Origin of the sequence: Limimaricola hongkongensis DSM 17492 (assembly GCF_000600975.2) — a bacterium.
GTDB classification, from domain to species: domain Bacteria; phylum Pseudomonadota; class Alphaproteobacteria; order Rhodobacterales; family Rhodobacteraceae; genus Limimaricola; species Limimaricola hongkongensis.
On record NZ_KK088653.1, the window covers coordinates 726844 to 751612 of the forward strand.

Below are 24769 nucleotides of genomic sequence, written 5' to 3' on the forward strand. Positions count from 1 at the left end.
ATCCTTGCGCGAGGCTTTCGCATGACGCTCTCCCACGGCCGTCCCTATCTTGCCATCCCCGGCCCCTCGGTCATGCCCGACCGGGTGATCGCCGCGATGCAGCGCCCGGCCCCCAACATCTATACCGGCGCGCTGCACGAGATGACCGCCACGCTGTTGCCGGACCTGAAGCGGATCGCGGGCACCGCGCATCACGCGGCGATCTACATCGCCAACGGCCACGGCATGTGGGAGGCGGCGCTCTTGAACGTGCTGGCGCGCGGCGACCGGGTGCTGGCGCTGGTATCGGGGCATTTCGGGCAGGGCTGGGCCGCGACCGCCCGCGCGCTGGGCGCGCAGGTCGAGGTGATCGAAAGCGACGGAACCGGTCCGGTCGATCCGGCGCGGCTCGAAGCCTATCTGCGGGCCGATCGCGGTCATGACATCCGCGCCGTCATCGCCTGCCATGTCGATACCGCGACCGGGGTGCGCACCGACATGGCGGCCTGCCGGGCGGCGATGGATGCCGCCGGGCATCCGGCGCTGCTGATGGCCGATTGCATCGCCTCGCTGGGCTGCGACCGCTTCGAGATGGATGCTTGGGGCGTCGATGTCGCCATCACGGCCAGCCAGAAGGGGCTGATGACGCCGCCGGGGCTCGGCTTTGTTTTCTTCAACGACCGCGCCGCCGCGGCCCGCGACCGGGCCGACATGGTCACGCCCTATTGGGACTGGCGGCCACGCGCCGCGCCCGAGCTCTATTACCAGTACTTCGCGGGCACCGCGCCGACGCATCATCTCTATGCGCTGCGCGCCGCGCTCGACCTGATCGGCGAGGAGGGGATCGAAGCGGTCTGGACGCGCCATGCGCGGCTGGCCGACGCGATCTGGGCCGCGGTCGAAAGCTGGGGGCGGGCTGGCGAGATGCGGCTTGGCGTCGGCGACCGGTCGGCACGCAGCCATGCCGTGACCTCGATTTCGCTCACCGCGCCAGATGCCGACCGGCTGCGGGCGTGGTGCGAGACCGAGATGGGGGTGACATTGGGGATCGGGCTGGGGCGGGTGCCGCCCGAGGGCTGGTTCCGCATCGGCCATATGGGCCATGTCAACGCGCATATGGTGCTGGGTGCGCTCGGCGCGATCGAGGCGGGGCTTTGCGCGCTGCGTATTCCGCATGGCGCAGGCGGTGTGGCGGCGGCCGCGCAAAGGCTGGCCGCCGCCTGAGACGTCAACCCTTGTCGGAGCGGCTCTGCTGCCCGGTCTGCGTGGGGGCGGCGGCGTTGGCCTCCGGCTTGGGCGTGTCCGACTTGGGGGTGTCGGCTTTCGGCTGACCGGCACTGGCGGGCTGATCCGCGGCGGGCGCCGAGCTTTGCGCCGGGGCAGGGGTGTTCGAGGCGACAAGCGTGGGCTTGGACGCCGCGGGCCGTTCAGGCGCGGCTCCCGGTGCGTTCGTCTCCGCTGCCTCGGCCTGCACTGGCGCGGTCTCCGGTGCCTTGGGCTCGGATTTCGGCGCGGCGGGTTTCGTGGGCGCGGCTTCCTGCGCTTTCGCTTCCGTCGCCTTGGCCTGCGCTGGCACGGCCTGTGGTGCTTCGGGCTCGGATTTTGGCGCGGCGGGTTTCGCGGCAACCGGCTCCGGGGCTTTCGCCTGCGGCGCCGTTGCCTGCGCTTTCGTCGTGTCCGGCGTTTTGGGCGCAGCCGCTTCCTTGGCCTTTGCCTCGGGCGCCTTCGCCTCGGTCTTGGCCGGAGCGGGCTTGGCGGCGGCGCGCGGCTTCGTGCCCGCTTTCGGGGCGGACGCGGCCTTGCGCTTGGCGGCGGGCGCGGACTCCTTCGCCGTTACCTTGGCCGTGTGCGCCGTCGGCGCGTCGGAATTGGCGTCGATGAATTCGAGCACCAGCGGGCGGATGTTGTTGCGCCAGCTCGATCCGGCGAAGATGCCGTAATGCCCGGCGCCCGGCTCCAGATGCGCGGCCTTCTTGTCGCTAGAGAGACCGGTCAGCAGGTCGAGCGCGGCGAGGCACTGGCCCGGCGCCGAGATGTCGTCCTTTTCACCTTCGACGATCTTGACCGCGACGGAGGTGATCTTGCCGAGATCGAGCCTGCGCCCATCGACGCTGAAGGCGTTGCGGGCGATGTCGCGGCTCTTGAAGACGCGCTCCACGGTCGAAAGGTAGAACTCGGCCGACATGTCCATCACGGCGAGGTATTCGTCGTAGAACTGGTTGTGCTTGTCGTGCTCGGAGGCCTTGCCATGCGCGGCGCGGAAGATCTGGTCGGTGAAGGCCTGCGCGTGGGTCGAGGCGTTCATCGTGATGAAGGAACCGAGCTGCAGCAGGCCGGGATAGACCTGCCGTCCCACGCCCTTGTACTTGAAGCCGACGCGCTGGATCATCGAATGTTCGAGCTGGCCCATCGTCACCCGGCGGCCGAAATCGGTCACGTCGGTGGCGGCGGCGTCGGGATCGACCGGCCCGCCGATCAGGGTGAGCGAGCGCGGCTGCGCCGTGGGATCGTCCTCGGCCAGCATCGCGGTCGCCGCCAGCGTCAGCGGCACCGGCTGGCAGACCGCGATCACGTGCAGGTCGGGCCCGAGATGGCGCATGAACTCGGCGACGTATTTGGTGTAATCCTCGACGTCGAATTTCCCCTTGCTCACGGGGATGTCGCGGGCGTTGTGCCAATCGGTGATGTGCACGTCGCAATCGGGCAGCAGGCTGATCACCGTCTTGCGCAGCAGCGTGGCGTAATGGCCCGACATCGGCGCTACCAGAAGAACGCGGCGCTTGGGTGATTTTCTGCCGGGGGTTGTGAAGTGGATCAGGTCGCCGAAAGGGCGCTCCAGAAGCGTCTCGACCCGGACGACGTGATCCTTGCCGTCGGGGCCGGTGACGGTGGGGATGCCCCAGTCGGGCTTGGCCACCATGCGCTCGAAGCTGCGTTCGGTCACTTCGCCCCAGGCTTTGAGAAGCTGCATGGCGGGGTTGGCGGTCATCGCCATCGCCGGGTGGTCGCCCATGGCACGCGCGGTCGCACCCAACCACTGGTTGGTGTTGCGCATGCTTTCCATCAGGTCGTAGGTCGGCATATACTTCATGTTACTGCTCCAGGCAGGGATCCGTGGTCAACCGGGGCCGGGTCCCGCCTCGGCGGCACGCGGGGCGCGCGCAGGCCTGTCGCGGCAGGCCTCATGCTGCACCTGCAAACTAGGGCGCAGGAGGGCGTATGACAACTGACGATCAGGGCAGGGGCACGGATCAGGGCGGCGGTGGTGACGCGCCGGCCACGGATGCGAAGGAGCGGCTCGAGGCCAATCTCGCCCGGATCGAGGCGCTGACCCAGAGGCTTGTCGGCGCGATGGGGCAGGGCCGGCAGGTCCGGCCCGCGCTGCAGGGGCCGAGCCATGATCTCTACATGAAGGCCGCCGGGGCCTACTGGTCCGAGGTGATGCGCGACCCCGCCCGGCTGATGGAGCATCAGCTCGGCTACTGGGGCAAGACGCTGAAGCATTACGTCGAGGCGCAGCAGCAGGCCATGCAGGGCGCGGTGCCCGAAAGCGAGGCCCCCAAGGATCGCCGCTTTGCCAACCCGCTGTGGGACACGCATCCTTGGTTCGCCTATATCAAGCAGCAATACCTGACCAATGCCGAGGCCGTGCAAAGGGCGGTCGATTCGATCGAGGGGCTGGACCCGCGCGAAAAGAAGCGGCTCGATTATTTCGCGGGCCAGATCGTCGACATGTTCAGCCCGACCAATTTCTTCGCCACCAATCCCGACGCGCTGCAAAAGGCGCTGGAGACCGAAGGGCAGAGCCTGATCGACGGGCTCGAGAACCTCGTGCGCGATCTTGAGGCCAATGGCGGCGATCTCGTGGTGACGCTGGCCGATGCCGACGCGTTCCGGGTGGGCGAGAATCTCGCCACCACGCCCGGCGAAGTGGTGTTTCGCAACCATTTGTTCGAGCTGATCCAGTACGCGCCCCAGACCGAGGACGTGCACGAGACGCCCATCGTGCTGTTCCCGCCATGGATCAACAAGTACTACATCCTCGACCTGAAACCGCAGAACAGCCTGATCCGCCACGTCGTGGAGCAGGGCCATACCCTGTTCGTGGTGAGCTGGATCAACCCCGATGCGAGCTATGCCGAGATCGGCATGACCGATTACGTCGAGGATGGCTTCATCCAGGCGATCGAGACCGCCAAGGAGATCTGCGGGACCAAGAAGGTCAACGCCGTGGGTTACTGCATCGCCGGGACGACGCTGGCGATCACGCTGTCGGTGCTCAAGGCCCGCAAGGACAAGTCGGTCAAATCGGCCACCTTCTTCACCACGCTCACCGATTTCTCCGACCAGGGCGAGGTCGGCGTGTTTCTCGACGATGATTTCGTCGACGGGATAGAGGCCGAGGCGCGCGCGGCGGGGGTGCTCGACAAATTCTACATGTCGCGCACCTTCTCGTTCCTGCGCGCCCGCGACCTGATCTACCAGCCGGCGATCCGCAGCTACATGATGGGCGAGGCACCACCCGCCTTCGACCTGCTCTACTGGAATGGCGACGGCACCAACCTGCCGGCGCGGATGGCGGTCGAATACCTGCGCGGGCTGTGCCAGGAAGACCGCTTTGCAAGGGATGGTTTCACCGTGGCCGGGCACACGGCCCGGATCGGCGAGGTGACGGTGCCGGTCTTTGCCGTGGGCTGCGAAAGCGACCACATCGCGGCCTGGGATTCGAGCTGGCGCGGCGTCGATCAAATGGGTGCGAAGGACAAGACCTTCGTGCTGTCGGGCTCGGGCCATATCGCGGGCATCGTGAACCCGCCCGCCAAGAAGAAATACGGCTACTGGACCAACGACGCGCCCGCCAAGAACCCCGAGGAATGGCGCGCGGGCGCGACCAGGCACGAAGGGTCGTGGTGGCCCGCCTGGATGGGCTGGCTGAAACCCCGTGCGGGCGAGATGGTGCCCGCGCGCCAGCCCGGCTCCAAGGCGCATCCCGCGCTTGGCCCGGCGCCGGGGCGCTACGTGACGGGCGGGCGACTCGCCGCGGAATAAGGAGAATCTGCCCTAGGGGAAGTTTTTTGCTGCACCGCAGAAAAAGATCTTGAAATGCTGCGGTGCAGCACGCATATTCGGCTCATGAGTGATCAAGCGGGGCCGCCGAGCTGCCGCACCAGCGACCAGAAAGGGTATTCTCATGGCCAACACGCAAGACTTCACCGCGATCTTCAAGGACATGATGGGGTCGTTCCCCGTCGACACCAAGAACATGGAAGAGACCTTCCGCAACCAGTCGGCTCTGGCCGAGAAGCTGTCGGCTGCCAATCTCGAAGCCGCGCAGAAATCGACCGAGCTGTCGGCCAAGTGGGCCCAGGACACGCTCGCCAAGTTCGGCGAAGTGACCCGCGCCAAGTCCGACCCGGCCGACTATGCCAAGTCGATGGGCGATTTCGCCTCGGCCTCGGCCGAAGCCGCTTCCGAGCACATGGCCGCCTTTGCCGAGATCGCCAAGAAGCTTCAGACCGAGACGCTCGAGCTGATGCTGTCGGCCGGCAAGGACATGAGCGACGACATGACCGCCGCCGCCAAGAAGGCCGGCTCGGACGCGCAGGCCGCGACCCGCAAGGCCGCCGCGACCACCGGCTCCAAGTAAGCCGCATTGCGGCGATCCTCCCCGCCGCAACCGGGCGGGCTGCCACGCGCAGCCCGCCCTTTCTTTTTGTGAAACACGGGCCTAGGCTTTCGCTGCAGCGCATCATGTCCAGGGGGGAACCGAGATGGCCGAGACCACGAAACCGCTTTTGATCAAGCGATATGCCAGCCGCCGCCTCTACAACACCGAAACCAGCGATTACGTCACGCTCGAGGACATCGCGGGCTTCATCCGCGCGGGCCGCGAGGTGCAGATCGTCGATCTGAAATCCGGCGACGACCTGACCCGGCAATACCTGCTGCAGATCATCGCCGAACATGAAAGCCGCGGCGAAAGCGTGCTGCCCGTCGACGTGCTGACCGACCTGGTGCGCAGCTATACCAGCCAGGCCAGCTCGGTCGTGCCGCAGTTCCTCGCCGCCTCCTTCGAGATGCTGCGCGACGGGCAGTCGAAGATGATGGAGAACATGACCAAGGTGTCGCCGATGGCGCAGATGCCCGGCTTCGACGCCATGCGCGCGCAGCAGCAGGCCTTTCTCAAGGCGATGAGCGGTGGCATGATGGGGGCGACCGGCCCCGCTTCGGAAAAATCCTCGGACGACAATCTCGACGATATCAAGAAGCAGCTCGCCGAGCTGCAGTCGAAGCTGTCGAAGATGGGGAAGTGACGATCCGATCCTGCCGCGCCGGGCCTCGCGAGGGGCGGGCGCGACAGGGTGCGGCGCGGCGCGCCCGCACTTCATGACCCCGTAGGCCATCATGGCCGACAGTGTTCGGCGCGACGAGGGCGCGGGCACATTCCGAATAGGACCGATCCCGCCCGCCAGGCGTCGCCGCGCTCAAAGCGCCCGCTTCGGGGCAGCGCGGCGGGACCAATCGTGCTACGCTGAATCGTGGGACATTGGGGGAGAGGTTGTCATGGAACAGACCGTTTCGCGGCGCGACGCCGAGGCCTACGAGCTGTTCATGGGGCGCTGGAGCCGTCCCGTCGCCGACCGCTTTCTCGACTGGCTCCGCGCGCCCACGGGGGCCGACTGGGTCGATGTCGGCTCTGGCACCGGGGTGCTCGTCGCGGCGATCCTCGACCGGTCGGCGCCGCGCGACCTGCTGGCGGTCGATGCCTCCGACGCCTTTACCGACTATGCCCGCCACCGGTTCTCGGATCCGCGCCTGCGCATCGAGCAGGGGGACGCGCTGCAGCTGCCTCTGGCCCCGCAAAGCCGCGACGTGGCGGTGTCGGGGCTGTTCGTGAACACCGTCACGCCGATGCAGAACCTGCTGTCGGAGATGCGGCGCGTGCTGCGGCCCGGTGGGCTTTTGGGATTTTACGTCTGGGACTACCCGTCGGGGGGCATGGGCATGCTCGATGCCTTCTGGCAGGCCGCCGGTGGGATCGATGCCGGGGCCGTGGAGCTGTCGGAGCGGCACCGCTTTGCCGAGTGCGATTTCGCCGGGCTGGACCGGGCCTGTCGCGCCGCGGGTCTGGAGCCGGCGATCGGGCTGATCGACACGGTGAGTGAGCACGAGGATTTCGAAGCCTACTGGCGGCCCTTTACCCAGGCCGAGAGCCCGGCGAAGCGCTATCTCGACGGGCTCGACCCGGCGGGGCGGGCCGAGCTGCGCGGCGCGCTGGCGCAGCGTCTCGACCATGGCGGGCCGATCCGGCTGCCCGCGCGCGCGTGGTGCGTGAAGGCGGTCCTGCCGCAGGGCTGAGCCGGCTGCCGTGCAGGGCATGAGCGGCCCCCGCCGCGCCAGTGCCAAGAGAGCGGAGATCGGGAAACGGCTTCTCCGCGGCATCGATCTTGGGCGAAATTCGATGGCTGCGCGCCTGCTTTCTGAATAGCCTGCGGCGATGACAGCTACACCTCCTCTCGAAATCCGCGCAGCCGAACCGGCTGACGCATGCGCGCTCACGGCGATGGTCAATTTGCCGGGTGTGCGGCACGGCACGCTGCAATTGCCATACGCCCCCCGGGCCAGGCTTGAGCATCGCCTTGTCGCCGCGTCCGACGAGCATTTTCTCGTCGGTGAAATCGTGGATGCGGATGGCGTCCGAAGGATCGTCGCGCATGGCGGGCTCTTGCCCCGCAAGAGGCGCCGCGCGCATGTGGGCGAGGTGGTCCTGATCGTCCATGACGATCATGTCGGCAGGGGCTATGGCGCGTCGGTCCTCCGGGCGCTTCTTGATCTGGCGGACAACTGGTTGGGGTTGCGCCGTCTGGAGCTTGAAGTGAACGCCGACAACCTCTTTGCGATCCGCCTTTACGAGCGGCATGGCTTCGTGGTGGAGGGCACCAAGCGGGGCGACGTGCTCCGGGCGGGCGAGCTGATCGATTCGCATGTCATGGGGCGCCTGCGCGACACGCCGCAGAGAAAAACGGTTCAGCCGGGCGAGACAGGCTGAGCCACGAAGCGCCATCCAGCCCATATAGCAAAGGGGCCGGCGATGTCGCCGGCCCCTCTCGTGTCATCGCTGTGCCAGTGGCTTATTCGCGATTGCCGAACAGCTGCAGCAGGAACATGAACATATTGATGAAGTCGAGATAGAGACGCAGCGCGCCCATGATCGCCGACTTGCCGAGCCACTCGCTGTCGCCATGATGCGCATGCTCGACATACTCGGTCTTGATCTGTTGCGTGTCATAGGCCGTCAGGCCCGCGAAGATCAGCACGCCGAGCACCGAGATCGCGAAGGCCACCGCCGAGGAGGCGAGGAAGATGTTCACGATCGAGGCGACGATCAGGCCGATCACGCCCATGATCAGGAAGGTGCCGAAGCCCGACAGGTCCTTTTTGGTGGTGTAGCCGTAAAGCGACAGCCCCGCGAAGGCGATGGCGGTGATCAGGAACACCTGGATGATCGACATGCCGGTGAAGACGAGGAAGATCGAGCTGAGCGACAGGCCCATCACGGCGGCGAAGGCATAGAACACGACCTGCGCGGTCGCGGCCGACATGCGGTTGATGCCCGCCGAGAAGCCGAACACGAACAGCAGCGGCGCGAACATGATCAGCCAGCGCAGCGGCGAGGTGTAGATCGCCGCGCCGAACTCGGTCAGGTACTTGCCGGTGCCGATCTGCGCGGCGGCCATGCCGGGATCGGTCGTCACCGCGAGGCCCGAGATGGCCCATGCGGCGGCGGCCGTGATCAACATGCCGACGGCCATCGTGCCGTAGACCTTGTTCATGTGGGCGCGGAGCCCTTCGTCGATCCGAGCGGAGCGGGCCCCGGCCGTCGCGCGGATCGTATTGAATTCAGCCATTGAGACCTCCGATCAGAGTGTAAACTGCTCGGGTCTGATATTGGCGATCGGCGTTCGGTTTTCAAGACGCATGCCCCGCGGGTGCCGCGCGCCCGCGCGTCTTCGGTCAAAGGGGGCGTGGCGGCCGGATGAGGCGAGTGACGCGAAGCAGGGGCGGGGGGGCGTTCAGCCATGTTCCGCCAAATGAAACATCGACTTGTGAGCCGGGCCTGACCTTCGGGACAGGTCCCGGTGCCCATATGACCCCATTCATGACCAAAAAGCCATGATGACCGATGCAACCGATGCGTGTCTAAATAGGTATATACTGATGGGCGATTATACCCAGAACACATTTTAGCAGGATGAGCTCCGGGTCTTGGACCATTTGAGGGGCCGAGAAAGAAGAAGGACAGGCGATGAAGCACCCCGTTGACGTCCATGTCGGCAAGCGCATCCGCCATCGGCGGTGGATGAACGGCACGACGCAGCAGCAGCTGGCCGAAAAGGTCGGCATCAAGTTTCAGCAGATCCAGAAATACGAAACCGGGATGAACCGGGTCAGCGCTTCGCGCCTGTGGGACATCGCCCACGCGCTCGGCGTGCCGGTCTCGTTCTTCTTCGAAGGCATGGACATGGCCGAACCCGAGGCCAAGCCCGGCGACATGCCCGGTGACGTCATGGCCGACCGCGAGGCGCTGGAACTGCTGCGCTCCTACTACGCGATTCCCGAACAGCAGCGCCGCCGCCTGTTCGATCTCGCCCGCGTGCTGAGCGACGCCGCCTGAAAGCCCCCGTCAGGGGACGGCCCCCCGGCTTGACCGGGGCGCCGCCCGCGCGCTACCGCCCGACCGGGGCGGGTGGTCCGTCCGATCAGGATGGACGCTTCATGACCGGTACACTCCCCGATGATCTCGTGCAGGATCTCGTCGCCACCGCCCATGCGCTGGCCGACGCCGCCCGGCCCGAAACGCTGCGCCATTTCCGCCGCGACATCGCGACCGACGACAAGACCGGCGACGAGGCGGGCTTCGATCCCGTGACCGAAGCCGACCGCGCCGCCGAGCGGGCGATGCGCGCCGTGCTCGCCGCGCGCCGCCCCGAAGACGCGATCCTGGGCGAGGAATACGGGCACAGCCCCGGCACCAGCAGCCTGACATGGGTGCTCGACCCGATCGACGGCACCCGCGCCTATATCGCGGGCGCGCCCACCTGGGGCGTGCTGGTGTCGGTGCGCGACGCCGATGGCCCGGTCTTCGGCCTGATCGACCAGCCCCATATCAATGAGCGCTTCGAAGGCGGCTTCGGCGTGGCCCGGCTCGCGGGGCCGCGAGGAGAGAGCGATCTCAGGACCCGTGCCGCGCGCCCGCTTTCCGAGGCGATCTTGATGACGACCTTTCCCGAGGTCGGCAGCCCGGCCGAACGCGCCGGGTTCGAGGCGGTCAGCCAGGCCGCGAAGCTCACCCGTTACGGCATGGATTGCTACGCCTACGCGCTCGTGGCGCTGGGGCAGGTCGATCTGGTGATCGAGGCGGGGCTGAACAGCTACGACATCTGCGCCCCGATCGCGGTGATCGAAGCCGCGGGCGGGCGCGTCACCGATTGGGAGGGCGGCCCCGCCCATGAGGGGGGGCGCGTCATCGCCGCCGCCAACCCCCAGATCCATGCCGAGGCGCTGGCAATGCTGCGCGGGCGCTAGCCCTTCATTTGCCGGCCGGCCACGTAGGTCTTCGCGATCGCCCGGTCGTCGCCCATCATGATCGTCGGGAACAGCGCCTCCCAGATGTCGGAAGCCAGCGCCGAACGCTGCGCGATGGCGGGCGTCGAGGCGAGGTCGAGCACGATCATGTCGGCGGCCGACCCCGGCGCGAGACGGCCGATCTCGCCTTGCGCATGCAGCACCCGCGCCGAACCTTCGGTGGCGAGCCACAGCAGCTGCGCCGGGTGGATCGGGTTGCGCTTCAGCTGGCCGATCTCGTAGGCCGCGCCCATCACCCGCAGCATCGAGAAGGACGAGCCGCCGCCGGTGTCGGAGGCGAGCCCGATCCGCTGCCCCTCGGCCACCCTTGCGGCCATGTCGAACAGCCCCGAGCCGATGAAGGTGTTCGAGGTCGGGCAATGCACCAGTCCCGCGCCCACTTCGCGCAGCCGGTCGGCCTCGCGTGGTTCCAGATGGATCGCGTGCCCATAGAGACCGCGTTCGCCCAGCAGGCCGTGTGCTTCGTAGGTGTCGAGATAGTCGCGCGCCTGCGGGTAGAGCCCCTTGACCCAGTCGATCTCGTCGACCTGTTCCGACAGGTGCGTCTGCATCAGGCAGGTGGGGTTCGCGACCCAGAGCGCGCCCAGCGCGCCGAGCTGCTCGGGGCTGGAGGTGGGCGAAAAGCGTGGCGTGATGACATAGGTGGCGCGGCCCTTGCCGTGCCAGCGTTCGATCAGCGTCTTGCTGTCATCATGCGCGCTCTGCGCCGTGTCGCTCAGGTAATCGGGCGCGTTGCGGTCCATGCAGGTCTTGCCGGCGAAACCCGCCATGCCGCGCGCCTCGGCCGCCGCGAAGAAGGCGTCGACGCTGCCGGGATGGATCGTGCAGAAGCTGGTAAGCGCGGTGGTGCCATTGGCGATGGCCAGATCGAGCGTGCGGGCCGCGATTTCGTCGGCATAGGCGCGATCGGCGAACTTGCCTTCCTCGGGAAAGGTATAGCTGTTGAGCCAGTCGATCAGCCGCTTGCCCCAGCTCGCGATCATCGCGGTCTGCGGGTAGTGCATATGTGCATCGACGAAGCCCGGCAGGATCAGCCCGTCGCCGTGATCCCGCACATCCGCCTGCGGATGGGCGGCGCGCAGGGCGTCGGCCTCGCCGGTCTCGATGACGCGGCCTCCTTCGACCAGCACCGCGCCGCGGCTTGAATGGGTGGTGGCGGACGGCCCCTCGCGGAAAGGGTCGCCGGTGAAGGTCAGGGTCTGGCCCAGATGCAACGTCATCATCATGCGCGCGACCATATGAGCGGCGCAGGCCAAGGTAAATCTCCTCTGAAACGTGGCCCCGGCTTGTCGTCGGGCGTGCATGGATTATGGTCCGCCCCAAGCAAGCGGGGGCGCCATGAACGACCAGACCGAGATCGACACGCCCGAGGACGAAGATGATTTCGGCCTGCCCGCACGGCTCTTCGACGAAGTGCTCGACGCGGTCGAGGAGGGCGATGCCGACCGGCTCGAGGCGCTGCTCGATCCGCTGCACCCCGCCGACATCGCCGACCTTCTCGAACAGATCGACGCGCGCGACCGCCGGGCGCTTCTGGCCCTGTGGAAGGGTGGCATGGATGGCGAGATCCTTTCGGAGCTCGACGACAACCTGCGCGAGGAGATCATCCAGAGCCTGGCGCCGACCGAGCTCGCGGAGGCGGTGCGCGAGCTCGAATCCGACGACGTGGTCGACCTCGTCGAGTATCTCGACGAGGACCAGCAGAGCGCCGTTCTGGATGCGCTTGCCGCGACCGACCGGATCGCGGTGGAAAAGGCGCTCGCCTACCCGGAGGAATCCGCGGGCCGCCTGATGCAGGTCGAGGTGGTGCGCGCGCCAGAGCACTGGACCGTCGGCGAGGCGATCGATTTCCTGCGCCGGGCCGAGACGCTGCCCGATCAGTTCTACCACGTGATGCTGGTCGATCCACGCATGAAGCCGGTGGGCTACGTGCAGATCGGCAGGCTGTTGTCCAAGCCGCGCGCGACGCCGCTGCGCGACATCACCGAAGAGAGCTTTCGCACGTTTCACGTGGAGGATGACGAGGGCGCGGTGGCCTATGCCTTCAACCAGTATCACCTGATCTCCGCCCCGGTGGTGGATGACGACGACCGGCTGGTCGGCGTGATCACCATCGACGACGCGATGAACGTGCTCGACGAGGAGCACGAGGAGGACATCCTGCGGCTTGCCGGCGTCGGCGGCGAAAGCGAGCTGTCGGATTCGGTGCGCGAGACGACCAAGCAGCGGCTGCCTTGGCTCGCCGTCAATCTCGGCACCGCGATCATCGCTTCGCTTGTCATCTCGCTCTTCGAGGAGACCATCGCGGGGCTGGTGGCGCTCGCGGTGCTGATGCCGATCGTCGCTTCGATGGGCGGCAATGCCGGGACGCAATCTCTCACCGTCGCGGTGCGCGCCATCGCCACGCGCGACCTCACCACGTCGAATGTCTGGCGCGTGATCCGGCGCGAGGTGGCGGTGGGTCTGGTCAATGGCATCGCCTTCGCGGTGGTGATGGGGATCGTCGGGCTCGTCTGGTTCGGCTCGCCGATGCTGGGGGCGGTGATCGCGGTGGCGATGGTCATCAACCTCGTCGTCGCGGGGCTGTCGGGGGTGGTGGTGCCGGTGGTACTCGACCGGTTCGGGGTCGACCCGGCGCTGGCATCGGGCACCTTCGTCACCACGGTGACCGACGTGGTCGGCTTTTTCGCCTTTCTCGGTCTCGCCTCGGTGGTCCTGCTGTGACGGAGCATACCGGTCTTGCCGCGCGCAAGAAGGCGGCCCGCGAGGCGGCGTTCCTGCGCCGCGAACTGGCGCATCGCTCGGCGGGCGCGCAGGCAGCGCATCTGACGCGCTGGATCGCGGAGCATCCGGGCCGCGCCGTCGCGGGCTACATGCCGATGCGCAGCGAGATCGATCCGCTGCCCGCCATGACGGCGGCGGCGGCGACCGCCCGGGTCGGCGTGCCGGTGATCGAAGCGGCGGGGCAGCCGCTGCGGTTTCGCGAATGGAGGCCGGGCTGCGCGCTCAAGCGCGGGCATTTCGGCGCCGACATCCCGGTGTCGGGCGACTGGATCACGCCCGGGATCGTCATCGTGCCGCTGGTGGCCTTCGACCGGCACGGGCACCGGCTCGGCTATGGCGGCGGGTTCTACGACCGGACGCTGGAGCGGCTGCGTGCTGCGGGTCCGGTCACGGCGGTGGGGTTCGCCTTTGCCGCGCAGGAAGCCGAAGAGATTCCCATCGAACCGACCGACCAGCCGCTGGACCTCGTCATCACCGAATCCGGGATCGTGGTTCCGACTTGAATGGGCGGGCGCGAACGCGCGTTTCGGGGTTCGCCGGGCTGCCGGACCGGGCGGTCCGCTAGACGTCGCGGCGTGACGGGGCCGCGCCGTAACGCTGTGCTTGCCCTTTGGAAATGGCGGCCCTAACACCGGTGAAATGAGAATTCTGTTTCTGGGCGACGTGATGGGTCGCGGGGGCCGGCAGGCCGTGGCGGAGCGGCTTCCCGGCCTGCGCCGTGACTGGCGGCTCGATTTCGTGGTGGTCAACGGCGAGAACGCCACCGGTGGGCGCGGGCTTTCGACCGAGCATGCCAAGGGCATTCTCGAAGCGGGGGCCGACGTGATCACGCTGGGCGATCACGCCTTCGACCAAAAGGACATGATGCGGTTCTGCGAGGCCGAGTCGCGCATCATCCGGCCACTCAACTACTCCAAATCCGCCCCCGGCACCGGCGCGCGCGTGTTCGAGGCGACGCGTGGCCGCAAGGTGCTCGTGGCGCAGGTGCTGGGGCAGGTCTTCATGAGCCGCCCCTATGACGACCCGTTCTCGGCGCTGGAGCCGGTGCTCAAGGCGCACCCGCCGGGCGGCGCGGTCGCGGCGAGCCTGATCGACATCCATTGCGAGGCGACGAGCGAAAAGATGGGCGTCGGCCATTTTTGCGACGGCCGCGCCAGCATCGTGGTCGGCACCCACACCCATGTCCCCACGGCGGATGCGACGATCCTGCCGCGCGGCACCGCGTTCCAGTCGGATGCCGGCATGTGCGGCGATTACGACAGCGTCATCGGCATGCAGAAAGACGAACCGCTCCGGCGATTCATCACCGGCATGCCGGGCGGGCGGTTCACCCCCGCGATGGAGGATGTCACGCTGTCGGGGCTCTACGTGGAAACCGACGACCGCACCGGGCTCGCCACGCGGGTGGAGATGGTGCGCAAGGGCGGCAGGCTGTCGCAATGCGGTCCTGCGTGAGATGCGGGCCTCTGGCCGAGTACAAGTCCCGACCGTGATCCGCGGTCATACCTGAAGGGTCTGACGATGTTCGGCATTTCCCTGTCGCCCGATGTCCAGGCGGTCGCCGCCATGATGATCGTGCTGGCGATGTTCCTGGCCTTCCTGAGAGAGGCCTACCCGGTCGAGGTGGTGGCGATCACCGGCGCGGTGGTGATGCTGGTGCTCGGCATCCTGCCCGAGGACGCCGCCATCGGCGTCTTTGCCAACCCCGCCCCCTGGACCATCGCGGCGTTGTTCGTGGTGGTCGGCGCGCTGGTGCGCACCGGCGCGCTCGACTGGATTTCGGCGCAGGCCGCGCGGCATGTGGAGCGACGCCCCAAGACGACGCTGATCACCCTGACCTTCACGGTGCTGGCGATGTCGGCGGTCATCAACAACACGCCGATCGTGGTGGTGATGATCCCGATCTTCGTGCGGCTTTCGGCGCAGATGGGGCATCAGCCCTCCAAGCTGCTGATCCCGCTGAGCTACTTTGCGATCTTCGGCGGCATGCTGACGCTGATCGGCACTTCGACCAACCTGCTCGTGGACGGCGTGGTGCAGGCGGCGGGCATGCAGCCCTTCGGGATTTTCGAGATCACCGGCGCGGGGCTGCTGCTGGCCGGCGTGGCGGTGGCCTATCTCGGGCTGATCGGGCGCAAGCTGCTGCCCGACCGCGATTCCATGGCCGGTCTGCTGTCCGGCAAATCCAAGATGCGCTTCTTCACCGAGGCCGTGATCCCGCCCGACAGCAACCTGATCGGCCGCGAGGTCACCGATGTGCAGCTGTTCAAGCGCGACGGCGTGCGGCTGATCGACGTGGTGCGCGGCGACGATTCGCTGCGACGCAATCTCACCGGCGTCACGCTTCAGGTCGGCGACCGTGTCGTGCTCAGGACCGCGATGGCCGAGCTTCTGTCGCTGCAGGCCAACAAGAGCCTGCGCCGCGTCGACCAGGTTTCGGCAGTGGAGACCACGACGGTCGAGGTGCTGATCTCGCCCGATTGCCGGATGGTCGGCCGCAAGCTGGGCGACTTGCGGCTGCGCCGCCGCTACGGCGTCTATACCCTCGCGGTGCATCGCCGCGACAAGAACATCGGCCGCCAGATCGACGATCTGGTGGTGCGCGTCGGCGACACGCTGCTGCTCGAGGGCGGCGTCGCCGACATCCAACGCCTCGCCGTCGACATGAACCTCGTCAACGTCGCGCAACCCGCCGAGCGGGCCTATCGCCGCAGCCATGCGCCGATCGTGATCGCGGTGCTGGTGGCCATCGTCGGGCTGTCGGCCATCGGTCTGGCCAATATCGCGGTGATGAGCTTCATCGGCGTGGCGGTGGTGCTTCTGACGCGCTGCATCGACGCCGACGAGGCGTTCGGTTTCATCGACGGGCGATTGCTGGCGCTGATCTTCGGCATGCTGGCGGTCGGGGCGGGGCTCGACCATTCCGGGGCGGTGTCGCTGCTGGTCGACTGGCTGACGCCCACGCTCATGCATTTGCCGAACTGGGCGCTGGTGCTGGTGGTCTACCTGCTGGCCTCGGTGCTGACCGAGATCGTGTCGAACAACGCCGTGGCGGTGATCCTGACCCCGGTGGCCATCGGTCTGGCGCAGGCGCTCGGCGTCGATCCGCGCCCGCTGGTGGTGGCGGTGATGTTCGGCGCCTCGGCCGCCTTCGCCACGCCGATCGGCTACCAGACCAACACGCTGGTCTATGGTCCCGGCGGCTACAAGTTCGTCGACTTCCTGAAGATCGGCGTGCCGCTCAACGCGCTGACCGCGCTGACCGCCTCCGTGGTGATCCCGATGTTCTTCCCGCTTTGACAGCCCGCTTGCCCCCTTTGCGGGGGCTGGCTTATAGAGATCCGGATTTTCGCACACCACGACAGGAGCCCCGCCATGGCCGGCCATTCCAAATGGGCCAACATCCAGCATCGCAAGGGGCGGCAGGACGCCGCGCGCTCCAAGCTGTTCTCGAAGCTCTCCAAGGAGATCACCGTCGCCGCCAAGATGGGCGACCCCGATCCCGAGAAGAACCCCCGCCTGCGCATGGCGGTGAAGGAGGCCAAGTCGGTCTCGGTCCCCAAGGACGTGATCGACCGCGCCATCAAGAAGAGCCAGGGCGGCGACGCCGAGAGCTATGACGAGATCCGCTACGAGGGTTACGGCCCGAACGGCGTCGCTGTGATCGTCGAGGCGATGACCGACAACCGCAACCGCACCGCCTCCAACGTGCGCTCCACCTTCGGCAAGAGCGGCGGCAATCTGGGCGAGACCGGCTCGGTGTCGTTCATGTTCGACCGCAAGGGCGAGATCATGTACCCGGCCAGCGTCGGCGATGCCGACACGGTGATGATGGCCGCGATCGAGGCCGGGGCCGACGATGTCGAGAGCGACGAGGACGGCCACTGGATCTATTGCGCCGACACCGATCTCAACGAGGTGGCGACCGCGCTGGAGGCCAGCTTGGGCGAGAGCGAGACCACCAAGCTGATCTGGAAGCCGCAGACCCGCACGCCGCTCGATCTCGAAGGCGTGCAGAAGCTGATGAAGCTCGTGGAGACGCTCGAGGACGATGACGACGTGCAGAACGTCACGACGAATTTCGAGGCTTCCGACGAGGTGATGCAGGCCTATTCGGAGAGCTGATCCGCTTCACCACTCCACAAATACGCAGATCCGACGCCGGGGGCCCTGACAGGTCTTCGGCGTTTCGCGTCACAGCGCCGCGAGAATCGGCCAGAGCGTGGCCACGAGCAGCAGCGCCATGACGATATTGAACGCCCTGAGCCGCCGCGGCTCGGACAAAAGCCGCCGCAGGCCTTGGCCCAGCACCGTCCACAGCCCTGCCGACAGCGTGCCCATCGCCGCGAAGACCGTCACCACGACCGCCACTCCGAGGATACCGGCATCGCCGACATAGGCGCTGGTCGCGGTCACCGCCATCGCCCAGGCCTTGGGGTTGACCCATTGGAACGCGGCCGCCTGCAGGAAGGTGAGCGGCGTGCCTTTGGTTTCGGGCGCGTCGGCGGCGCGGGGGGCCGCGGTGGCGATCTTCCATGCCAGCCATAATAAAAACAGGATCGAGACCCCGCGCAGCACCACGGTCAGCGCGGGCCAGATGTCGAACACCTGCGCCAGCCCCAGCCCGACCAGCCCCGCCATGCCCGCGAATCCCAGCGCCACCCCCGCCATGTGCGGCACCGATCGGCGCAACCCGAAATTGGCCCCCGATGCCATCAGCATCAGGTTGTTGGGCCCCGGTGTGAACAGGGTGACGAGGGCGAAGCCCATCAGGGCGGGCAGGAGCGAAAACACGGTCATGGCGCCAATCTGCACCGCCGGGCGGAAATGAAAAGTCCCAAAAACGAGAAACGGCGACGCCCAGGGAGGAGGAGGGGCGCCGCCGCTGTGTTCCGAACCGCGGATCCTCAGGGAGGAGGAGGAGAACCCGTGGTCGTCTCGGTCGACCGGCTTGGCCAGGGAGGAGGAGGGCCCGGCCGGTCCATGCAACGGATGCCTGATTGGGAGGAGAGCATCCGTATTCTGTGCGACCGGCAGGGTCAGGGAGGAGGAGGACCCTGCCGGTCTGATGCGCGCCGTTCCAGGGAGGAGGAGGGAACGGCCCGTATTCGAATTCCTGCGAGCGACGGGGCAGGGAGGAGGAGGCCCCGTCGCTCTGTGGTCCGCGTGCGCTCCAAGGGAGGAGGAGAAGCGCCCGTGGCATGCGACCGGCAGGGTCAGGGAGGAGGAGGACCCTGCCGGTCTGATCTACGCGCGCGCCCCAGGGAGGAGGAGAGGGCGGCCCGTATCTCGGGAAACTATCAAAGCGACGGCATCAGGGAGGAGGAAGATGCCGTCGCCTTGTTGCGGGCCGCCCAGGGAGGAGGAGGGGCGGGACCGCGGCTCGCGATCGGTTCAGGGAGGAGGAGGAACCGGTCGGGATGCGGGAAACTTACTTGGCTTCGCTGGCCTCGATCGCGATCCGCTTGATCATCGAGCGGCTGATGCCGAGATCGGCGAGGTCGCGGTCGGTCAGCGCCTGCAGCTCGTTGAAGGTCGTGCGGTAGATCTTGCTCTTCGCGACCCGGTCGGCCAGGCTGGCACGAAGGGCGGCGATGCGCTGGCCGAGGCCGGCGCTGCGGGTGTCGGTGGTGTATGCCATGGTGCATACCTCTTTCATTCGGGGCCCCAGTCGGGGGGCCGGCTCTGCTGATCTGGTCGATCCCAGACTGCGGGACCGGACGTCGTCGAAGCCGCCGTATTGCGTCTTCGAGATCCAAAATAGGCTTGTGCCGCAGATGCACAATCCCTCGGATCGGCAATGCTGCTATGCAGCAAACGCATGGTAAAAGTTTCATGAAAACACAGTCTTACCTAGGGTAATCCAAGTTTTCGCGGGCCGCTTGCGCTTTGGGCGACAAAGCGCGACCCTTGCGCGGAATTCGGGCGGGACGTGAAGCGAGGCCCGAAAAAGAGACCAGGAAACGGACCCCAGATGACCCTGACGCGCGACCATATTCTCGACGAACTGCGCCGTATCGGGCTGCCAGATGGCGGCGATCTTGTCTCGCGCGACATGATCCGCGCGCTGGGCCTTGAAGGCGACAAGGTGCGGTTCGTCATCGAGGCGCCCGATGCCGATACCGCCCGCAGGATGGAGCCGGTGCGTCGCGCCGCAGAGGCCGCGGTGGCAGCGTTGCCGGGAGTCGCGTCGGTCAGCGTGGTGCTGACCGCGCATGGGCCGGCGAGCCCGGCGGCGAAAAAGGCGCCCGAGGGCGAGGCGCCCTCGCTCAAGATCGGCCGCCACCCGACGCCGCAGGCTCCGGGCCAGACCGGGCCGCAGCGCGTGGCCGGGATCGACCGCATTCTCGCGGTCGGGTCGGGCAAGGGCGGCGTCGGCAAATCCACGGTCGCCTCGAACCTCGCCGTGGCGCTGGCGCGCGAGGGGCGGCGCGTGGGGCTGCTCGATGCCGATATCTACGGCCCCTCGCAGCCGCGCATGATGGGGGTGAGCAAGCGCCCCGGATCGCCCGACGGCAAGACGATCGAACCGCTCAAGGCGCATGGCGTCACGATGATGTCGATCGGGTTGATGATGGACCCCGACAAGGCGGTGGTCTGGCGCGGCCCGATGCTGATGGGGGCGTTGCAGCAGCTGATCGGCCAGGTGGCCTGGGGCGAACTCGACGTGTTGATCGTGGACCTGCCTCCCGGCACGGGCGACGTGCAGCTGACGTTGTGCCAGCGCACGCATCTGACCGGCGCGATCGTGGTGTCGACCCCGCAGGATGTGGCGCTGCTCGACGCGCGCAAGGCGATCGACATGTTCCACACGCTCAAGACCCCGGTTCTGGGGCTGATCGAGAACATGTCTCTTTATGTCTGCCCCGAATGCGGGCACGAGGCGCATATCTTCGGACATGGCGGCGTCAGCGCCGAGGCCGAGCGCCTCAAGGCGCCGCTGCTGGGCAGCCTGCCGATCGATCTCGACACGCGGCTCGGTGGCGATGCCGGCACGCCGATCGCGGCGGGCGAAGGCGTGATGTCCGATGCCTATCGCCAGATCGCGCGCGGGCTGGTCGCGGGCGGTATGGCCTGACCGGTCATTCCGGCCCGGGATCTCATGGCACCCGGGCCGGGAACTCATGGCACATTTCGGAAGTTGATCGAATCGAACCCGTCGATTCGAGCTGCATCGCAGCTTATCCTCGTCCTTATCCACAGCTTAGAGCCTGTTTCGAAGATTCCGGGCTTTTCCGCTTCCTGCTTCGGCGGAGCTCCGCCGAAGCCGGGCCTGCCCGGCGCGTCGGCGGTTGGGTTTTTACGCCACATCACCATCGCACCATATATTGATTAAAATTCAAAGAACAATCTACATGATGTGTTTTTCTCGCTCTGGTGGAGTGGTTCTCCCGTGGCGCTGGGAAAACACACTCTGCCGAAGCGTCATTTCGAGCCTAAAATTTGTTGCCTCCCATGAATTCCCATGGCATCCCTGTGGCCAAGGAAACGGTGGACAGACGGACTAGGGGCACCAAGACCCCATCGGCAAAATATAGCAGGTTCATACAGGCAACCCGCTGTTTTCTAATTAGAGATCCGGCGCGCGAGCGAGCAGACATCCCCCCAGGTGGCGCGCGCGATCGGACATCCCGGAAACGGGACGATGCGGCGGATCGAGCAGTGGCAGCAGCTCGGTCCGCCGTTTTCGTATCATGAGGTCTGAGGACCTGGGCGGGCATGGGCAAGGGTCGCGAACGGCGTGCTGGGGTTTACCGGAGAGTATCCGCAGAAGATCGACGGGAAAGGACGCATGTCCATTCCGGCAGACTTCCGCCGCGTGCTCGAAGCCGGTGACCCGGACTGGACCGAAGGGCTTTCTCCCAAGCTTTACCTGCAGTTCGGCGACCATCTTAAAGACAATCTGCGGGTCTATTCGGTCGAGGAATTCGACCGCATCGCCGCCCAGATCCGCGCCATGCCCGCCGGCTCCAAGCAAAAGCAGATGGTGAGCCGGCTCTATCTCGGGCAATCGATGAAGCTCGAGATCGACCGCGACGGCCGCATCGTCATGCCGATCCGCCAGCGCCGCAAGCTCGGGCTGGAACAGGGCGAGGTGCTGTTCATGGGCGTCGGCGACTATTTCGAGATCTGGAAGGCCGATACCTTCGAGACCACCGTGGGCCAGGAGGTCACCGACTGGCTCGAGGAGCAGCCCGAGGGCTTCGACCCGCTCAGCCTCGTGGAAGGGCTCTGATCCATGACAGACGCACCCCATGTTCCCGTCCTGCTGCGGCCCCTGATCGCGGCGCTGGCCCCGATCGAGGGCATCTGGCTCGACGGCACCTTCGGCGCGGGCGGCTATACGCGCGCCTTGCTCGACGCCGGCGCGGACAAGGTCTTCGCGGTGGACCGCGACCCTTCGACCCATCAGATGGCGCAGGCCTGGGCCGGGCAATACGGTGACCGGCTGCAAATGCGCGAGGGCCGGTTTTCGCAGCTCGACACGCTCGCGGGCGAAATGCTCGACGGGGTCGTGCTCGATCTCGGCGTCTCCTCGATGCAGATCGACCAGGCCGAGCGCGGGTTCTCTTTCCAGAAGGACGGCCCGCTCGACATGCGCATGGGCACGACCGGTCCCTCCGCCGCCGACATCGTCAACGAGGCCGAGGAGTCGCATCTGGCGCGGATCCTGTTCCTGTACGGCGAAGAACGGCAAAGCCGCCGCATCGCCCGCGCCATCGTCGCCGCGCGGCCCGTCACCACGACGCTGCAGCTCGCGGAGATCATCGCGCGTTGCCTGCCGCGGCCCAAGCCGGGCCAGTCGAACCCCGCCACCCGCAGCTTTCAGGCGCTGCGCATCGCGGTGAACGAGGAATATGACGAGCTCTACGAAGGTCTCGCCGCGGCAGAGCGCGCGCTCAAGCCGGGCGGGCTCTTGGGCGTCGTGACCTTCCACTCGGTCGAGGACCGGATGGTCAAGCGTTTCATGCAGCTGCGCGCCGGTGCCACCGGCAACGCCAACCGCTTCGCGCCCGAAATCGAGGGGCCGCCGCCTGCCTTCGAGCTCAAGGGGCGCAAGGCCGTGGGCCCCGATGACGAAGAGCTCGCCGCCAATCCGCGCGCCCGCTCGGCGCGGCTTCGGGTGGCGCGGCGCACCGACGCCCCGGCGGGGCGGGCCGATCCGGCCGCGCTGGGCATGCCTATTCTGAACAAGGGGGAGACACGGCGATGAAGGGCGTGATCTACGTGCTGTCGGCGCTGGCCGTCGTGGGTCTGGGCTTCTGGGCCTATCAGGAGAACTACGCCACGCAGCAATCCTTGCGCGAGGTGCGCCAACTTTATGCGCGGATCGGCGCGGCGCATGCCCGGCTCGGCATGCTCAACGCCGAATGGGCCTATCTCAACCGCCCCGACCGGCTGCGCGATCTCGCCGATCTGAACTTCGACCGGCTCGGTCTGCTGCCGCTGCGCCCCGAGGCCTTCGGCCGGATCGAACAGGTCGGGTTTCCGCCCGAAATGCTGCCGCCGATCATGAACCCGGTCGAGGTGTCGTCGGCCTTCATGAACACCGACGAGGAACCCCTGTGATCCGACGGCCGCTGCGTCCGCTGGCGCGAATCCTCAAGGCGCGCGAGCGCGGCGAGAACCCCGATGCGATCGAACGCGAAAACCTGCGGCTGCGCCACGAGGAGAGCCGCGACCGCGCCCGCAGCCGCGCCGAGGGGCGGCTTCTGGTGCTGGGCGGCTTCTTCTTTCTCGCCTTCATCACGATCGGGCTGAAGATGGGCAGCATGGCGGGCGCCCCCGCCGAAGAGCCGCGCGCCTCCGCCTCGGGCAACCCGATCATCGCCCAGCGCGCCGATATCACCGACCGGCAGGGCCGGATTCTCGCCACCAATCTCGACACCTACGCGCTGTATGCGCAGCCGCCGCAGATGATCGACCCCGCCCGCTCGGCCGCCGAGCTGGTGCGGATCTTCCCCGAGCTCGACGCGCAGGAGCTGCTTGCCGATTTCACCGGCCCGCGCAAATTCCTGTGGATCCGCAAGCAGATCAGCCCCGAGCAGCGGCAGGCCGTGCACGACATCGGCGATCCGGGGCTGCTGTTCGGCCCGCGCGAGATGCGGATCTATCCCAACGGCCCCGTCGCCGCGCACATCCTCGGCGGCGCGAGCTATGGCCGCGAGGGCGTCTCCTCGGCCGAGGTGATCGGCGTGGCCGGGGTGGAGCGGCGGTTCGACGCCTATCTGCGCGATCCGGCCAATGAAGGCGCGCCGCTGAAGCTGTCGCTCGACCTGACCGTGCAGTCGGCGGTCGAGGAGGTGCTGGCGGGCGGCATGAACCTGCTCAACGCGCGCGGTGCCGCGGCGGTGCTGATGGAGGCCAAGACCGGCGAGATCGTCGCCATGGCCAGCCTGCCGGATTTCGACCCCAATAACCGGCCCCGGCCGCTGCTGACCGGATCGCCCGGCGACAGCCCGCTTTTCAACCGCATGGTGCAGGGCGTCTACGAGCTCGGTTCGGTGTTCAAGATTTTCACGGTGGCGCAGGCGCTCGACATGGGGCTGGTGCAGCCTTCCACCATGGTCGAGACTAAGGGCCCGTTGACATGGGGCCGGTTCCGCATCCGCGATTTCCACAATTACGGCCCCGAGCTGTCGGTCACCGACGTGATCGTCGAATCCTCGAACATCGGCACCTCGCGCATGGCGATGATGATCGGCGCCGAGAAGCAGCGCGAGTTTCTGGGCCAGCTCGGCATGTTCGAGCCGACCGAGGTCGAGATGGTCGAGGCGCCGACAGGGCGCCCCTTGCTGCCGGCGCAATGGTCCGAGATCTCGACCATGACGATTTCCTACGGGCACGGTCTGTCGGTCTCGCCGCTGCATCTCGCCGCCGGGTACGCGATGCTGGCCAATGGCGGGCGCAAGGTCGCGCCGACCTTGCTGCACAAGGGCGCACGCGCGCCCGGTGAGCGTATCGTCAGCGAACAGACCGCCGCCGCGACCCGCGCCATGCTGCGCGCCGTGGTCAGCCGCGGTACCGCCAGCCTCGGCGATGTCGAAGGCTACGAGGTGGGTGGCAAGACCGGCACCGCCGACAAGCCGCGCGAGAATGGCGGCGGCTATTATGACGACAAGGTGATCGCCACCTTCGCCGGCATGTTCCCGGCGACCGATCCCGAATACGTGATCATCGTCACGCTCGACGAGCCGGTGGAAACCACGGGCTCGCGGCCCCGCCGCACCGCCGGCTGGACCGCTGTTCCGGTGGCCGCCGAGATGATCCGGCGCGCGGCGCCGCTGCTCGGCCTCAGACCGCAGGTTGAAGGCGCGCCCTTCGAGGGTATATCGCTGGCCGCGAACTGAGGGCGGCG

Annotated in this window: 22 protein-coding genes and 1 pseudogene; 18 read left to right on the forward strand and 5 right to left on the reverse strand. The window is 67.2% G+C overall.

What is annotated here, in order from left to right:
* The first annotated feature begins 21 nt into the window (after window positions 1-21).
* Window positions 22-1203 (forward strand): pyridoxal-phosphate-dependent aminotransferase family protein, encoded by a 1182-nt coding sequence (locus LOKHON_RS13925; protein WP_017927290.1) that lies wholly within the window; start codon window positions 22-24, stop codon window positions 1201-1203.
* A 592-nt stretch (window positions 1204-1795) separates the two neighbouring features.
* Here LOKHON_RS13925 and phaZ read toward each other — a convergent pair.
* Window positions 1796-3070: pseudogene (phaZ, locus tag LOKHON_RS13930) on the reverse strand (polyhydroxyalkanoate depolymerase); the annotation flags it as partial.
* A gap of 128 nt (window positions 3071-3198) precedes the next feature.
* On the opposite strand from phaZ, the gene LOKHON_RS13935 reads away from it, so the two are divergent.
* The 5 genes from LOKHON_RS13935 (at window position 3199) to LOKHON_RS13955 (ending at window position 8029) form a co-directional block, all read left to right on the forward strand.
* A complete protein-coding gene (locus LOKHON_RS13935) occupies window positions 3199-5028 on the forward strand; it encodes a PHA/PHB synthase family protein (protein ID WP_017927292.1) in 1830 nt (609 codons plus the stop codon).
* Window positions 5029-5170: 142 nt separating this feature from the next.
* Entirely contained in the window at window positions 5171-5626 is a 456-nt protein-coding gene (locus tag LOKHON_RS13940) for a phasin family protein (RefSeq protein WP_017927293.1), read from the forward strand.
* A 124-nt stretch (window positions 5627-5750) separates the two neighbouring features.
* On the forward strand, window positions 5751-6293 hold the full coding sequence (gene phaR / locus LOKHON_RS13945; protein WP_017927294.1) for a polyhydroxyalkanoate synthesis repressor PhaR: 543 nt from the start codon (window positions 5751-5753) through the stop codon (window positions 6291-6293).
* 250 nt (window positions 6294-6543) lie between these two features.
* Window positions 6544-7338, forward strand: coding sequence for a class I SAM-dependent methyltransferase (locus LOKHON_RS13950; RefSeq protein WP_017927295.1), 795 nt, complete (start codon window positions 6544-6546; stop codon window positions 7336-7338).
* Between the two features lie 139 nt (window positions 7339-7477).
* On the forward strand, window positions 7478-8029 hold the full coding sequence (locus LOKHON_RS13955; RefSeq protein ID WP_026147325.1) for a GNAT family N-acetyltransferase: 552 nt from the start codon (window positions 7478-7480) through the stop codon (window positions 8027-8029).
* 82 nt (window positions 8030-8111) lie between these two features.
* Here LOKHON_RS13955 and LOKHON_RS13960 read toward each other — a convergent pair whose 3' ends face one another.
* On the reverse strand, window positions 8112-8888 hold the full coding sequence (locus LOKHON_RS13960) for a Bax inhibitor-1/YccA family protein (protein ID WP_017927297.1): 777 nt from the start codon (window positions 8886-8888) through the stop codon (window positions 8112-8114).
* A 398-nt stretch (window positions 8889-9286) separates the two neighbouring features.
* Here LOKHON_RS13960 and LOKHON_RS13965 point away from each other — a divergent pair, with 398 nt between their 5' ends.
* Entirely contained in the window at window positions 9287-9655 is a 369-nt protein-coding gene (locus tag LOKHON_RS13965) for a helix-turn-helix domain-containing protein (RefSeq protein WP_017927298.1), read from the forward strand.
* Between the two features lie 101 nt (window positions 9656-9756).
* The gene (hisN, locus tag LOKHON_RS13970; protein WP_017927299.1) at window positions 9757-10566 is read left to right on the forward strand and encodes a histidinol-phosphatase; all 810 of its coding nucleotides are present in this window, start codon (window positions 9757-9759) and stop codon (window positions 10564-10566) included.
* Here hisN and guaD read toward each other — a convergent pair.
* Complete coding sequence (guaD, locus tag LOKHON_RS13975) at window positions 10563-11852, reverse strand: guanine deaminase (RefSeq protein WP_026147326.1); 1290 nt, start codon at window positions 11850-11852, stop codon at window positions 10563-10565. The genes hisN and guaD overlap by 4 nt on opposite strands.
* A gap of 112 nt (window positions 11853-11964) precedes the next feature.
* Between guaD and mgtE the strand changes: the two genes are divergently transcribed.
* From mgtE to LOKHON_RS14000, 5 genes are all read left to right on the forward strand, one after another.
* Window positions 11965-13350 (forward strand): magnesium transporter, encoded by a 1386-nt coding sequence (gene mgtE / locus LOKHON_RS13980; RefSeq protein WP_017927301.1) that lies wholly within the window; start codon window positions 11965-11967, stop codon window positions 13348-13350.
* Window positions 13347-13913: a 5-formyltetrahydrofolate cyclo-ligase gene (locus LOKHON_RS13985; RefSeq protein WP_017927302.1), complete on the forward strand. Its 567-nt coding sequence runs from the start codon at window positions 13347-13349 to the stop codon at window positions 13911-13913. Before mgtE ends, LOKHON_RS13985 begins: the two co-directional genes overlap by 4 nt.
* 136 nt (window positions 13914-14049) lie before the next feature.
* Window positions 14050-14865, forward strand: a complete 816-nt coding sequence (locus LOKHON_RS13990) for a TIGR00282 family metallophosphoesterase (RefSeq protein ID WP_017927303.1) — start codon at window positions 14050-14052, stop codon at window positions 14863-14865.
* A gap of 66 nt (window positions 14866-14931) precedes the next feature.
* Window positions 14932-16710 (forward strand): SLC13 family permease, encoded by a 1779-nt coding sequence (locus tag LOKHON_RS13995; protein ID WP_017927304.1) that lies wholly within the window; start codon window positions 14932-14934, stop codon window positions 16708-16710.
* 75 nt (window positions 16711-16785) lie between these two features.
* Window positions 16786-17535 carry a YebC/PmpR family DNA-binding transcriptional regulator gene (locus LOKHON_RS14000; protein ID WP_017927305.1) on the forward strand — a complete coding sequence of 250 codons (750 nt, stop codon included), beginning with the start codon at window positions 16786-16788 and terminating at the stop codon, window positions 17533-17535.
* Between the two features lie 69 nt (window positions 17536-17604).
* On the opposite strand, the gene LOKHON_RS14005 is transcribed toward LOKHON_RS14000, so the two are convergent.
* Together LOKHON_RS14005 and LOKHON_RS14010 are read right to left on the reverse strand one after the other, a co-directional pair.
* Window positions 17605-18210 (reverse strand): LysE family translocator, encoded by a 606-nt coding sequence (locus tag LOKHON_RS14005; RefSeq protein ID WP_017927306.1) that lies wholly within the window; start codon window positions 18208-18210, stop codon window positions 17605-17607.
* A gap of 631 nt (window positions 18211-18841) precedes the next feature.
* Window positions 18842-19051: a DUF1127 domain-containing protein gene (locus LOKHON_RS14010; protein ID WP_017927307.1), complete on the reverse strand. Its 210-nt coding sequence runs from the start codon at window positions 19049-19051 to the stop codon at window positions 18842-18844.
* A 333-nt stretch (window positions 19052-19384) separates the two neighbouring features.
* Between LOKHON_RS14010 and LOKHON_RS14015 the strand changes: the two genes are divergently transcribed.
* The 5 genes from LOKHON_RS14015 (at window position 19385) to LOKHON_RS14035 (ending at window position 24761) form a co-directional block, all read left to right on the forward strand.
* The gene (locus LOKHON_RS14015; RefSeq protein WP_017927308.1) at window positions 19385-20488 is read left to right on the forward strand and encodes an Mrp/NBP35 family ATP-binding protein; all 1104 of its coding nucleotides are present in this window, start codon (window positions 19385-19387) and stop codon (window positions 20486-20488) included.
* A gap of 663 nt (window positions 20489-21151) precedes the next feature.
* The gene (locus LOKHON_RS14020; protein WP_051059621.1) at window positions 21152-21646 is read left to right on the forward strand and encodes a division/cell wall cluster transcriptional repressor MraZ; all 495 of its coding nucleotides are present in this window, start codon (window positions 21152-21154) and stop codon (window positions 21644-21646) included.
* Window positions 21647-21649: 3 nt separating this feature from the next.
* Window positions 21650-22624 (forward strand): 16S rRNA (cytosine(1402)-N(4))-methyltransferase RsmH, encoded by a 975-nt coding sequence (rsmH, locus tag LOKHON_RS14025; protein WP_017927310.1) that lies wholly within the window; start codon window positions 21650-21652, stop codon window positions 22622-22624.
* The gene (ftsL, locus tag LOKHON_RS14030) at window positions 22621-22980 is read left to right on the forward strand and encodes a cell division protein FtsL (RefSeq protein WP_017927311.1); all 360 of its coding nucleotides are present in this window, start codon (window positions 22621-22623) and stop codon (window positions 22978-22980) included. Before rsmH ends, ftsL begins: the two co-directional genes overlap by 4 nt.
* A complete protein-coding gene (locus tag LOKHON_RS14035; protein ID WP_017927312.1) occupies window positions 22977-24761 on the forward strand; it encodes a peptidoglycan D,D-transpeptidase FtsI family protein in 1785 nt (594 codons plus the stop codon). Before ftsL ends, LOKHON_RS14035 begins: the two co-directional genes overlap by 4 nt.
* Window positions 24762-24769 lie beyond the last annotated feature (8 nt).